Below are 12,404 nucleotides of genomic sequence, written 5' to 3'. Positions count from 1 at the left end.
CCCCGGATCAGACACGTGCCGCGCCCAGTTCGGCGATCGCGGCGTCGAGCCGCTGCGCGTACGCCGGGCTGATCGCTCCCTCGCCGAGCCGGACGGCGACCTTCGCCCGCAGCCGCGCCACCGATGGTGCCAGCTCGTCCCGGCCGGAGCTGACGGCGACGAGCAGGTTGCCCAGCGACTGGCGCAGGTCGAGGCCGACATCACTACGGATCTCCCCGTCGCGCACCCCGGCGTCGACAAGCCCGTTGACGCGGAGGCCAGCTTCGGCGAGGGTGCCCGGCCCGGCGGTGGACGCGACGCTGGGCGGCGCCGACGATTTCGCCGGCGCCGGTTGGAGCGGTTGGGTGGCGGGCGGATCGGTCGGCGGCTCGCTGGTCGCGGGCGTCGTCGGGCCGGCCGTGGGCTGGACCTGACGACGCGGCTGGTCGTCGGGGAGCAGGGCCACCCCGGCCAGCGCCACGGCGACGGCCAGGACCACCGGGATCAGCAGCAGCGCCGGACGTCGGAACGACCGGCCGGTACCGTCACCGGGCGAGGTCAGCGGCCGGGCCACGTCGTCGGCGCGTACCACCGTCACGACGCCCGCCCGCGCGGCCGGAGCAACGGCCGGCTGCGGCAACGAACCCGACAGGGTCGGGACCGGCACCGCGATCGTGGCGGTCGGCGGTTCGGGCGTCAGCAGGTGCCCGCGCAGCACGGTGGCGACCTGCCGGGCCGTCGGCCGGTCGGCCGGGTCGCGGGCGAGGCTGCGCAGGCAGATCCGGGCGACCTCGGTGGGCAGCTCCGGCACGCCGGCCAGCGTCGGCGCGGGGCCGCCGGCGAGCGCGGCGCTGAGCTGTTCCCAGGTGTCCGCCGGGTACGGCACCCGCCCGGTCAACGCCTCGTACAGCAGGACGCCGAGCGAGTAGACGTCGGTGGCCGGCTGGGCGGGCGCGCCGTCGAGGCGTTCCGGGGCGACGTACGCCGGGGTGCCGAAGGTGCCGCCGTCCTCGTCCTCGTCCGGTGCGCCGATCCGGGTGGCGATTCCGAAGTCGAGGACCTTCACCCCCATCGCCGTCATCATGACGTTGGCCGGGGTGATGTCCCGGTGCACGATGCCCAGCCGGTGCGCGGCGGCCAGCGCATCCGCGACCTGGGCCCCCACCTCGACGGCCTCGGGCCACGGCAGCGGCCCCTCGGTGAGCCGTAGCTCCAGCTCCTCGCCGCTGAGCAGCTCCATCACGACGAACGAGGTGATGGAGCCGTCCGGGTCGACCGTCTCGCCGTAGTCGTGCACCGACGTCACATGCGGGTGCACCAACTGGGCGGCGGCGCGCGCCTCCTCCCGCACCATGTCGCGGAACCGCGCGTCGGCGGCCAGCGAGGCGGCGAGCACCTTGAGCGCCACGAAGCGGTCGAGCACCTCGTCCCGCGCGCGCCAGATGACCGACATGCCGCCGGCACCGATCTGGTCGATGAGTCGGTACCTGCGGGCCAGCAAGCGGCCCGGATGCAATGCTGCCTTCACGGATCGCACCTGCCCTCGGGGTGGGAGCGGTATCAGGTTGCGCGAATGTGTCCACCCTGTCAACGCCGACGGTACGGATCGTCGGCGGACGGTGGCTGGGGTGCGCCGACCGTCCGCTGGCGGCGGGCCGTGGGTGGGCGGCGGGCCCGTGCCAGGATGAGGACATGGCTCCGGGACCGGTGGCGTTCGTACTCGGCGGCGGCGGGGTGCTCGGCGCCGTCGAGGTGGGCATGCTGCGCGCGCTGTTCCGCGCCGGCATCCAGCCCGACATGGTGCTCGGCACGTCGATCGGCGCGGTCAACGGCGCGCTGGTCGCCGCCGACCCGTCCGAGGCGGTGACCGACCGGCTGGTCCGGCTCTGGGCGTCACCCGAGGCCAGCGAGGTGTACGGCGACTCGGTCGCCCGACAACTGCGCCGCTTCGCCGCCCGTACCCATCTGCACTCGCCCCGGCCGCTGCGCCGGCTGCTCGAATCCGAGCTGGGCGTGGACACCACCTTCGCCGACCTGCGGGTGCCGTTCCGCTGCTGCGCCGCCCACATCGAGCGGGCCGCCGAGCACTGGTTCACCAGCGGCCCGGTCGTTCCGGCGGTGTTGGCGTCGGCGTCGGTGCCGGGCCTGCTCCCGCCCACGGAGATCGACGGCGCGCACTACATCGACGGCGGCATCGTCAACTCGATCCCGATCGGCGAGGCGGTGGCCGCGGGCGCGAGTCAGGTCTTCGTCCTTCAGGTGGGCCGGATCGAACGGGAGCTGACGCCGCCCCGGCGGCCGTGGGAGATCGCGCAGGTGGCGTTCGAGATCTCCCGCCGGCACCGTTTCTTCCGGGAGATGGCCGCGCTGCCCGAGGGGGTGGAGGTGCACGTCCTCCCGACCGGTGGGCTGAATCCGCGCGACGACACGCCGTGGGCGTACCGGGACATGGCGGCGGTGGGCCGCCGGATCAGCCGGGCGTACACCGCTTCCCGCCGCTACCTCGCCACTCACGTGGAACGCTGATGCCGCTTCCTCCCAGGTGGTTGCGGCGGCTGCTGATCGCTCCCGGCGTGGTGCTGCTCGCGGTGGTCGTGGTGACCACGCTGCCGGTCTGGGCGCTGCTGGCCGCGGCTGCCTCACCGCTGGTCCCGGGCCGGCTGCGTCCGTTGCGACTGCTCTGGATCGGCTGTGTCTACCTGGTCTGGGACGCCGCCGCGCTGCTCGCCCTGTTCGTCCTCTGGCTCGCCTCGGGCTTCGGTTGGCGCAGCCGGTCGCCGGCCTTCCAGCGCGCGCACTACGTGCTGGCCGGCTGGTTCCTGCGGGTGCTGTTCTGGCAGGCCCGCTGGTCGCTGCGGCTGAGCATCGACGTGGTCGGCACCGACCCGGACACTGCCCTGCCCGGGCGGCCCGAGCTGGTGCTGTGCCGGCACGCCGGGCCGGGCGACTCGTTCATCCTGATCCACGGGCTGGTCAACTGGTTCAAGCGGGAGCCGCGGATCGTCCTCAAGGACAGCCTCCAGTGGGACCCGGCGATCGACGTGCTGCTCAACAGGTTGCCCAACCGGTTCATCGCGCCCACGGCGGAGCGTGGCGAGGAGACCGTACGCCAGGTCGGGCACCTGGCCACCGGGCTGGACGACAACGACGCCTTCGTGATCTTCCCCGAGGGCGGCAACTTCACCCCGAGGCGGCGACTGCGCGCCATCGCCCGGCTCCGCTCGCTCGGTATGGAACGCATGGCGAGGCGTGCCGAACGCATGCGCCACGTGCTCGCCCCGCAGCCCGGTGGGGTGCTCGCCGCGTTGGACGCCGCACCGGACGCCGGGGTCATCTTCGTCGCCCACACCGGCCTGGACCAGCTGGTCAGCATCGGCGACGTGTGGCGGGAACTGCCCATGGACAAGCGGATCGTGATGCGGTTCTGGTCGGTGCCGCCGGAGGAGGTGCCGACCGGGCGGCAGCAGCGCATCGACTGGCTCTTCGACTGGTGGGCGCAGATCGACACGTGGATCGCCGCCAACCGTGAGGTCTCCGCGTAGGGTGCGCTCGTGGAGCAGATCTGCGTGGTGACGACGGTGGTGGATGCGCGTTCGGTCGCGGACGTGTTGGCGGCCGCGGCCGTCGCCGGGCGGCTCGCCGCCTGTGCCCAGGTCGGCGGTCAGGTGGACAGCACCTACTGGTGGCGCTCCGGAGTGGAGACCAGCACCGAGTGGTCCGTGCTGTTCAAGACCGCGCCGGACCGGTTGGCCGCGCTGGTGGACCAGATCCGGGCCAGCCATCCGTACGAGGTTCCGGAGATCCTCGTGTCCAGGGTGGAGAGCGGGGACCCCGCCTACGCGGCCTGGGTGCACGACCACACCCGCCCCTAGGTACGCCTACTCTGGGCCGTACCCCACCGGCTTGTCGATGATGACCGGGTGGACGACACCCGCTATCCCTGCCCCGCCTGCGGCGGCCCGGCCGACCTGAGCGCCGGTTGCGCCGGTTGCCACCGCCCACCGGACCCGACGGCGGCCGAGGTGGTCCGACTCGGCCGGGAGGTGGCTCGGCTCGAACCCGAGGTTGAGCGGGCCCGCCGGACGTACACCGAGTTGGCGGGCCTGCTGGCGGCGACCTCGCGGCGGCGTGCCGAGCTGGCTGCCGTCGTGCGGGCACAGCGGGCGGCGGGGACTCCGGTCGTGCCGGCGACGCCGCTCGCCGCGTCGACGCCAGCGGTGGGTACGCCGGCACCCGGTGTGGCGGAGACCTCGACGCGGACCGTCCAGGGGCTGCTGTTCGTCCTGGGTGGACTGCTGCTCGGCACGGCGGCGGTGGTCTTCACGGCGGTGGCCTGGGCGGCTGTGGGGGTCGGTGGCCGGGCGTTGATCCTGGCGGCGGTCACGGCCCTGGTCCTGGCCGTCCCGCTGCTGGTGGTCCGGCGGGGTCTACGGGGGACGGCGGAGACGTTCGCCGCGGTGGGCCTGCTGCTGGTGTTGCTCGACGGGTACGCCGCCTGGTCGGTGGACCTGGCCGGAGTGTCCGCTTGGCCGGGCACCCGGTACGCCGCGCTGGTCGGGGGGGTCAGCGCGGTGGTCGCCGTCGCGTACGGGCGGCTCAGCGGGTTGGCCGGGCCCTGGTTCACCGCGCTGGTGGCGGCCCAGCCGGTGCTGCCGCTGCTCGCGGTGGAGGCCGAGGTCGGCGCGGACGGCTGGGCGCTGGTGTTGCTCGGGGTGGCCCTGCTCGACCTGGGGGTGCTGGTCGCGCTGCGCGACGGGGTGGCGGGCGGCCGGCTCGCCGGTCGGGTGCTCGCCGGGGTGGGTCACGTCGGCGCGCTGGTCGCCGCCGCCGCGGGTGCGCTGGTGCCGTTGCTGCTGGGGCGGGCGGCGGGCACGCCGCTGCTGGCCGGGGCGCCGTTGCTGCTGGTCGCGGTGACGGGGGTCGGCGCGGCGTGGCTGGTCGGCGGCGCGGCGCTGCGGGCGGTGGCCGCGGGGCTGCTGGTTCCGGTGCTCGCCGCCGCGCTGCTGCGCCCGGTGGGCGAGCTGCGTCCGTCGCTGCTGCTGCTCGCGGCGTCGGCGGTGGCGCTCGTCCTGGCGGGGGTGGTGCGGTTGCTGCCCATCGGTTGGCGTGCCGGGCCGCGTGCCGGCGCGCTGCTGGTCGCCGCCGGCACGGCGCAGATCACGGTGCTGATCACCGGCGCGTTGGCGGTGGCCGCCGCCGCCCGGTCGCTGCCACCGTGGCACGGGGCCGGTTGGGGGCCGGACCTGAGTTGGGGGTGGCAGCTGGCGCCCGCCGTGGCACTGGCGCTGGCCGCGACCGTGTCGCTGCTGCCCCGACGCCTGTGGGCGGTGCTCGCCTCGGCCGGCGCGGTGGCGGTGCTGCTCGCCGTTCCGGCCGGCTGGACGGCGTCGTGGGCGACGGTGGTGGCCGTGGACCTGGTGGGTGCGTCCATGCTGCTGCTCGCCGTGCTCGCCCGTCCGGCGACCCGACCGGCGATTCTGCTCGGCTGGGCGTCCGGCGGCGCGGTCCTGCTCGGGCACGCGCTGCTGGTGGCGCTTGCCGATCCGGTCGGCGTGGCGGTGGCGTTGGGCACCGCCGGGGTGCTCGGGGTGGCGGTGGCGTCGCGGCGGGGGGTCGGGGCGTACCGCCGGGTGGCGGGTGTGGGTGTGCTGGTCGCGCAGCTCGCGCTGCCCGGCGTCGCCGCGACGGCGGTGTTCGCGGCCGGCTCGCCGCCGTGGTGGCAGGCCCGCGCGGCCCTGGCCGCCGCCGGGCTCTCGCTGGTCGCGGTGCTCGCGGTGCGTCGCCGCCGGACCGACCTCATCGGGTACGCGGTGCCGGGCTCGGTGGTCGCCGCGCTGGCGGCCGGGGTCGCGCCGCTGCTGGCGGCGGGGGACGAGCCGGTGACGTTGTACGCCGCGCTGGCGGCGCTCGGCGTCGTGCTCGTCGCCCGTTGGGGCGGCCTGTCGGCGACCGGTGACGAGCCGGCCGGGCCGGGGGAACAGCCGGCGGTCGGGGGGCCGTCGATGGTCGGCGCGTCGGGTGTGCTGGTGGCGGCGGGTGCGGTGCTGGCGGGGGTCGCGGCGCTGGCCGCGTTGCCGGCGGTGTGGGGGGCGCTGTTCACGCCGTACGGCATCCCCGGGCCGGTCTGGTCCGGCGCGCCGACCGTCGTCGCCGACCGTGGGCTGCTCCCCGCGGGGCTGGCGCTCGGCACGCTGGCGGTGGCGGCGGTGCTGGCCGGTTGGCGGGTACGCCCACCCGTGCTGGCGGCCGTGCCGTTCGCCGGTGCCGCGCTGCCGGTGCTGCTCGTCGCGGTGGGCGCGCCCTGGCCGGTGCTGCCGGCGGCCACCCTGCTCGCCGGGGTGTCCGCGCTGCTGCTCGCCGCGCTGCTGACGCCCCGGTGGGCGCTCGCGTCGCTCGTCGCACCGACGGGGGCGGTGCTGGCCGTGTCTGGAGTGACGGGGTTCCTGGCCACCCGGTCCGGCACGCTCGTGGCCGAGGGCACGCTCGTCGTGGCCGCCGTGGTCATCGGCGTCGGGGCGCGGCTGGCCGGGGTACGCGTCGCCGGCAGCGTCGCGGCGGTGGGGGCGGCGTGCGCGTTGGCGGTGTCGGCGACGCTCGCCGGCGGGCTGCCGGTGCGGGCGGCGGCGTACCCGCTGCTGGGGGTGGCCGTGCTGGTCCTCGCCGTTGCCGCCGCGAGCGGCCGGCGGCTGGTCGTCGGCCGGGTGCTGGATGCCGCCGCGCAGGCGGTGGCGCTGGTGGCGGCGGTGCTCGCCGTCGAGTCGGCCCGGCATCTCGCGACCGTCTGCGTGCTGTGGGGGGTGGCCGTGGCGCTGCGGCTGCTGCGGCGGGGCGAGCCGGCCGGTCGACGGTGGCGGTTCGCGGCCGTCGCCGCCGGCAGTGAGCTGCTCGGGGCGTGGGTGCTGCTGGCGGCGGGCGGGGTGACCGTGCTGGAGGCGTACACCCTGCCGGCGGCGGCGCTCGCCGTCGGGGCGGGGCTGCTGGCGATGCGGAGCCGGCCGGGGCTGACCAGTTGGCCGGCGCTCGGTCCGGGGCTGGTCGCGGCGCTGGTGCCGAGCCTGGTGTCGGTGCTGGCCGGGCCGGACCCGCAGCCGTGGCGGCGGCTGCTGCTCGGAGCGGCGGCACTGGGCATCGTGTTGGCCGGGGCCCGCCGTCGCTGGCAGGCGCCGGTGCTGGTCGGGGGCGCGGTGTTGGCGGCCCTGGCGCTGCACGAGCTGGCCCGTGGCTGGGACCTGCTACCCCGGTGGATCTACCTGGGCGTCGGCGGGTTGGCGTTGATCGGGTTGGCCGCGAGCTACGAGCGGCGGCGGCGTGACCTGGCCCGACTGCGCGCCGTGGTGGCCCGGCTGGGCTGAGTCGAGGTCGGGGGGTAGGGCTCGCCCTACCCCCCGTACGGGGGTTCCCAGGGTTACTCAGCGCAACTTTTTTGGGCAGGGTTGACGGTGAGCCCGGACCGTCCGGTCCGATCCACATGAAGCGGGGAGCAGCGATGGCGCTCGGAGCGGTGGCGGAACGGCCCGCACGACGGCGGGGTAGTGACTACGCACAGTTGTCCCGACGGGTCAGTCAGGCCGGTCTGCTGGAGCGGCGGCCCGCCTCGTACGTCGCCCGGATCGTGCTCACCCTCGGCGCGTTCGTGGCCGGCTGGGTCGCTGTGGTCCTCGTCGGCGACTCCTGGTGGCAGGTGGCGCTGGCCGTCGTGCTGGCGGTCGCCACCACCCAGGTCGCGTTCCTGGGCCACGACGCGGGACACCGCCAGATGTTCCGTCGTCGCCTTCCCAGCGAGCTGGTCGGGTTGGTCGCCGGCAACGCGGCGGTCGGGCTCAGCTACGGCTGGTGGGTCGACAAGCACAACCGGCACCACGCCAACCCGAACCACGAGGACGAGGACCCGGACGTCGGGGCGGGCGCCCTGGTGTGGACGTACGAGCAGGCACTGGGTACGCGAGGGTTCGGTCGGTGGCTGGCGCGACGGCAGGCGTACCTGTTCTTTCCGATGCTGCTGTTGGAGGGTCTGAACCTGCACGCGGCGAGCATCCGGGCGATCGTCGGCCGGGGGCCGGACGGCCGGTACGCCACCCCGATGCGGCACCGCGCGGCCGAGGCGGCGCTGCTCGTGGCACACACCGTCGGCTACGTGGCGCTGCTGCTGGCGGTCATGTCGCCGGGCAAGGCGCTGCTCTTCGCCGCCGTGCACCAGGCGCTGTGGGGCCTCTACATGGGCTGCGCGTTCGCGCCGAACCACAAGGGCATGCCGATGCCGACCGCCGAGGACGAGTTGGACTTCCTGCGCAAGCAGGTGCTGACCTCGCGCAACGTGCGGGGCAGCCGGCTGGTCGACACCGCGCTGGGCGGGCTCAACTACCAGATCGAGCACCACCTGTTCCCGAACATGCCCCGGGCCAACCTGCGTCGGGCGCAGCCGATCGTGCGCGCCTACTGCGCCGAGCAGGGCATCTCGTACGCGGAAACGGGTCTGGTCGAGTCGTACCGGCAGGCGCTCGCTCACCTGCACGAGGTGGGCCGGCCGTTGCGCGGCTGACACGTCCCGCTGTGCCGTCCACCGGTGGCGCGTCGGACGCGGCGGGTGCGCCACCGGTAGGGTCTGGTCATGGCAGACCTGCTCACCGCGGACGCGGTGCGGAGAGAGCTGGGCGGGTTGTCCGACTGGTCGGGCGACCCGACCGGTATCGGCCGTACCGCCCAGCTCGGCAGTTTCCCGGACGCCATCGCGGTGGTGGACCGGGTGGCGGCGGTGGCCGAGGAGATCGACCACCATCCCGACATCGACATCCGATGGCGGACCCTGACCTTCCGCTGTGTCACGCACTCGGCCGGCGGGGTCACCCACCGGGACATCGAGCTGGCCAGGCGGATTGACGACATCGTCCGGAGCGCGGCATGAGATTTGAGATCAGCAAGGTGCTGGACGCCATCGAGGGGCGGGTCTGCACCGACCCGTCGCTGGTCCGGGCGGTGCTCGACCTGGCCGAGATCATTCGCTACCAGGACATCGACGGCGGTCGGCCGGCGAGCCTGCTACGCCTCGGCATGGTCATCGACGCGCTCTCCCGCGAGTTGGAGGAGGACAGCGTCCAGGTGTACGCGGTGGTGCACCGCGCGCTGCTCTCCGACGCCGACCTGACCTCCAACGAGCGGATGGTGGTCCGCCGCTGGGCGGACGACGGGCTGGTCGAGGTGCTCGACAATCCCGGTGACCGGATGCTGGAGGTGGCCGACCTGCTGGGCGTGCCGGTGCTCACCCGGGTCCGTTTCGACGGGCTGCGTGGGCGGTTCCCGTGGCTGGTCGAGCAGCCCGGTCGGGTGGTCGCCCCGGTGCCGGGCGCGGGTGGTCCGGTGTTCATCGCGCACGTCGGCGGCGGGCACGCCCCGGTCGCCGGCAAGCGCTCGCCCACCGGTGCGAAGCTGCTGGCCCGCCAGTGGCGGTGCCCGGAGTCGGGGTGCGCGCTGTTCGGCGGCGGTGGTGGGGGTGGCGCGTTCGCCGACCTCGCCGGCGGCGCCGACCGTAGTCCGGCCGCGCAGCCGCCGCCCTCGCTGCGCAACGGCGTACCGACCTGCCCCCGACACGGCGCGCGGCTCGGTGACGTGGGCCCGCGTCCGCGTACGGAGGTGCTCGCGGTGCGCGTCGGCGGCCTGGTCCGGCGGCGGTTCGTGCTCAGTGAGGAGCAGCCGGTGGTGGCCGGCCGGGCACCCGAGCAGGAGGGCGGGATCATGCTCGGGCAGTGGCTCAACGACGAGGCCCGGCGGTGGATCAGCCGTGGTCACGTCCACTTCGAGCTGCGGGTCGGCGAGGTCATCGTGACCGACATCAGCACCAACGGCTCGGGCATCCGACCGGCCGGCTCGATGGCCGAGTCGGACCGGATTCCGCTGGCCCCGCAGCAGTCCCGGGTCCTCGGCGAGAACGACATGATCGAGCTGTACCCCGGCGTGCAGATCGGCCGCGCCGAGGAGTTGCCGACCGGCGCCCCGTTCACCCCCACCTCGGTAATGGCCGAGGCTCCCACCATGGCGATGCGCCTACCCCGTCCGTGACGCGAGTGGCGGGCGCCGACGTCGGCGCCCGCCACTCACACGTTCCGGGTCAGGCAGCCAGCACCTCGGCCAGCGTCGTGATGGCCTGGTCGATCTCCTCTTCGGTGATCACCAGGGGCGGGGCTAGTCGGATCGTGGAGCCGTGGGTGTCCTTGGCGAGGATGCCGTGCTCCATCAGGCGCTCGCACGCCTCGCGTCCGCTCATCAGCGCCGGGTCGATGTCCAGACCGGCCCACAGGCCTCTGACGCGTACGCCGACGAGGCCCTTGCCGACCAGCCCTTCCAGGCCGGCCCGCAGCCGCTCGCCCAGCTCGGCCGAGCGGCGCTGGAACTCGCCCGTCGCCAGCAGCCGTACGACCTCGGTGGCCACCGCGCAGGCCAGCGGGTTGCCGCCGAAGGTGGAGCCGTGCTGACCGGGCTTGAGCACGCCCAGCACGTCGGTGTTCGCGGCCACCGCGGAGACCGGCACGATGCCGCCGCCGAGCGCCTTGCCCAGCAGGTACATGTCCGGCACCACGCCCTCGTGGTCACAGGCGAAGGTCCGGCCGGTACGCCCCAGACCCGACTGGATCTCGTCGGCGATGAACAGCACGTTCCGCTCGGTGCAGACCCGGCGTACGCCCGGCAGGTAACCCTCCGGCGGCACCACCACGCCCTGCTCGCCCTGGATCGGCTCGAGCAGCACGGCGACGGTGTTCTCGTCGATCGCGGCGGTGAGGGCGTCCAGGTCGCCGTACGGCACGACCGTGAACCCCGGGGTGTACGGCCCGAAGTCGGCGCGGGCGTCCTCGTCGGTGGAGAAGCTGACGATGGTGGTCGTCCGGCCGTGGAAGTTGCCCTCGGCCACCACGATGTTCGCCTGACCGGCCGGTACGCCCTTGACCTGGTAGCCCCACTTGCGGGCCACCTTGATCCCGGTCTCCACGGCCTCGGCGCCGGTGTTCATCGGCAGCACCAGGTCCTTGTCGCACAGCTCGGCCAGCTCCCGGCAGAAGTCGGCGAACTGGTCGTGGATGAACGCTCGGCTGGTCAGCGTCAGCCGGTCGAGTTGGGCGTGCGCGGCGGCGATGAGCTGCGGGTGCCGGTGGCCGAAGTTCAGCGCCGAGTAGCCGGCCAGGCAGTCCAGGTAGCGCTTGCCGTCCACGTCGGTGAGCCACGCGCCCTCGGCCGACGAGATGACCACCGGCAGCGGGTGGTAGTTGTGCGCCGTCCAGCGCTCGGCGTCCCGGACCGCTCCCGGCGTACGCAGCTTGTCGTCCACGATCACTTGGTTGCCTTTCCCTGACGGAGTCGCAGCGTGCAGCACTTCGGTCCGCCGCCGGCCTTACGCAGCTCGGACAGGTCGACACCGATGGTCTCGTAACCCCGGTCGCGCAGCTTGGCGGCCAGGTCGGTGGCCTGCGCGGGCAGCACGACGTGCCGTCCGTCGCTGACCGCGTTCAGGCCCAGCACCTCGGCGTCGGCCATGGTGGCGTGCACGGCGTCGGGGAAGAGCCGGCGCAGCACGGCCTGGCTGCCGGGGGAGAAGGCCTCCGGCAGGTACGCCACGGTCCGCTCGTCGAGGACGGTCAGCGCGGTGTCCAGGTGGTAGAAGCGCGGGTCGACGAGCTGCATGGTGATCACCGGGTAGCCGAAGACCTCCTGCAACTGGGCGTGCGCGGCGTGGGCGGTCCGGAAGCCGGTGCCGGCCAGCAGGTGGTCGCCGGCCAGCAGGACGTCGCCCTCACCCTCGTTGACGTGCTTCGGGTCGTACATCTCGAACCCGGCGGCCTCGAACCAGGCCCGGTAGGCCGGCGCCTCGTCGGCGCGCTGCGGGTCGCGGAACTGCACGGCCATCGCCTTGTCGTCGATCACGGTGCCGCCGTTGGCGGCGAAGACCATGTCGGGCAGGCCGGGCACCGGAGTGATCTCCTCGACGGTGTGGCCCAGGTCAAGGTACGTCTGGCGAAGCTGCTCCCACTGCCGGACGGCCAGCGCGGGGTCGACCGGCGCGCTCGGGTCCATCCAGGGGTTGATGGCGTAGTCGACGGCGAAGTACGTCGGCCGGCACATCAAGAGGCGCTGGCTGGTGGCGTCCATCGTCATTGTCCTGCTCCCAGGGGTCGGGCGCGCCCGGCCACCGTGGCCCACGGGCTGGCGCCGTTGCTCAACGTTATGCGGCGTCAGCGGAAGGATCCACCACCGAGACTTGCGCAGACCGTAGATCCGTTGCGTGTAACGCACAGCAACCAACGATCCGTTGCGCAGGAAGGCCAGCTCACCCCTCCAACAGTGATCAAGAGGTTTGCGTCACCAGAAGCCGGTCTGGTGACGCAAACCGCGTGTTAAACTTAAAATAGGAAGAGGACACATCTGAACACCAAAAACAACAC

At 74.0% G+C, this 12,404-nt stretch carries 10 protein-coding genes; 7 read left to right on the top strand and 3 right to left on the bottom strand.

Annotation, left to right across the window (positions count from 1 at the left end; translation table 11 throughout):
• Positions 1-7 precede the first annotated feature (7 nt).
• Entirely contained in the window at positions 8-1,507 is a 1,500-nt protein-coding gene (locus AB0B55_RS29630; RefSeq protein ID WP_357175274.1) for a protein kinase, read from the bottom strand.
• A 164-nt stretch (positions 1,508-1,671) separates the two neighbouring features.
• Here AB0B55_RS29630 and AB0B55_RS29625 point away from each other — a divergent pair, with 164 nt between their 5' ends.
• The 7 genes from AB0B55_RS29625 (at position 1,672) to AB0B55_RS29595 (ending at position 10,032) form a co-directional block, all read left to right on the top strand.
• The gene (locus tag AB0B55_RS29625; RefSeq protein ID WP_355052803.1) at positions 1,672-2,505 is read left to right on the top strand and encodes a patatin-like phospholipase family protein; all 834 of its coding nucleotides are present in this window, start codon (positions 1,672-1,674) and stop codon (positions 2,503-2,505) included.
• The gene (locus AB0B55_RS29620) at positions 2,505-3,521 is read left to right on the top strand and encodes a 1-acyl-sn-glycerol-3-phosphate acyltransferase (RefSeq protein WP_357125746.1); all 1,017 of its coding nucleotides are present in this window, start codon (positions 2,505-2,507) and stop codon (positions 3,519-3,521) included. Before AB0B55_RS29625 ends, AB0B55_RS29620 begins: the two co-directional genes overlap by 1 nt.
• 9 nt (positions 3,522-3,530) lie before the next feature.
• Entirely contained in the window at positions 3,531-3,851 is a 321-nt protein-coding gene (gene cutA / locus AB0B55_RS29615) for a divalent-cation tolerance protein CutA (RefSeq protein ID WP_357125743.1), read from the top strand.
• Between the two features lie 48 nt (positions 3,852-3,899).
• Complete coding sequence (locus tag AB0B55_RS29610) at positions 3,900-7,331, top strand: hypothetical protein (protein ID WP_357175272.1); 3,432 nt, start codon at positions 3,900-3,902, stop codon at positions 7,329-7,331.
• 134 nt (positions 7,332-7,465) lie between these two features.
• Entirely contained in the window at positions 7,466-8,518 is a 1,053-nt protein-coding gene (locus AB0B55_RS29605) for an acyl-CoA desaturase (RefSeq protein WP_357175269.1), read from the top strand.
• A gap of 69 nt (positions 8,519-8,587) precedes the next feature.
• Positions 8,588-8,881: a 4a-hydroxytetrahydrobiopterin dehydratase gene (locus tag AB0B55_RS29600; protein WP_357125734.1), complete on the top strand. Its 294-nt coding sequence runs from the start codon at positions 8,588-8,590 to the stop codon at positions 8,879-8,881.
• The gene (locus tag AB0B55_RS29595) at positions 8,878-10,032 is read left to right on the top strand and encodes an FHA domain-containing protein (protein ID WP_357125731.1); all 1,155 of its coding nucleotides are present in this window, start codon (positions 8,878-8,880) and stop codon (positions 10,030-10,032) included. The genes AB0B55_RS29600 and AB0B55_RS29595 overlap by 4 nt, the downstream gene beginning before the upstream one ends.
• Positions 10,033-10,081: 49 nt before the next feature.
• On the opposite strand, the gene rocD is transcribed toward AB0B55_RS29595, so the two are convergent.
• Both rocD and ddaH read right to left on the bottom strand, forming a co-directional pair.
• Positions 10,082-11,296, bottom strand: coding sequence for an ornithine--oxo-acid transaminase (gene rocD / locus AB0B55_RS29590; RefSeq protein ID WP_357175436.1), 1,215 nt, complete (start codon positions 11,294-11,296; stop codon positions 10,082-10,084).
• Complete coding sequence (gene ddaH / locus AB0B55_RS29585; protein WP_357134883.1) at positions 11,296-12,111, bottom strand: dimethylargininase; 816 nt, start codon at positions 12,109-12,111, stop codon at positions 11,296-11,298. The genes rocD and ddaH overlap by 1 nt, the downstream gene beginning before the upstream one ends.
• Positions 12,112-12,404: the final 293 nt, after the last annotated feature.

The sequence above is a fragment of the Micromonospora sp. NPDC049107 genome (assembly GCF_040648595.1).
Lineage (GTDB): Bacteria > Actinomycetota > Actinomycetes > Mycobacteriales > Micromonosporaceae > Micromonospora.
This window is presented reverse-complemented; position numbering and strand designations above follow the sequence as displayed.

What these genes read in the sequence shown, in the direction of transcription:
- AB0B55_RS29625 (WP_355052803.1), top strand. Translation starts at nt 1,672, where the DNA reads ATGGCTCCGGGACCGGTGGCGTTCGTACTCGGCGGCGGCGGGGTGCTC.
- AB0B55_RS29620 (WP_357125746.1), top strand. Translation starts at nt 2,505, where the DNA reads ATGCCGCTTCCTCCCAGGTGGTTGCGGCGGCTGCTGATCGCTCCCGGC.
- AB0B55_RS29605 (WP_357175269.1), top strand. Translation starts at nt 7,466, where the DNA reads ATGGCGCTCGGAGCGGTGGCGGAACGGCCCGCACGACGGCGGGGTAGT.
- AB0B55_RS29600 (WP_357125734.1), top strand. Translation starts at nt 8,588, where the DNA reads ATGGCAGACCTGCTCACCGCGGACGCGGTGCGGAGAGAGCTGGGCGGG.
- AB0B55_RS29595 (WP_357125731.1), top strand. Translation starts at nt 8,878, where the DNA reads ATGAGATTTGAGATCAGCAAGGTGCTGGACGCCATCGAGGGGCGGGTC.
- ddaH (WP_357134883.1), bottom strand. Translation starts at nt 12,111, where the DNA reads ATGGACGCCACCAGCCAGCGCCTCTTGATGTGCCGGCCGACGTACTTC.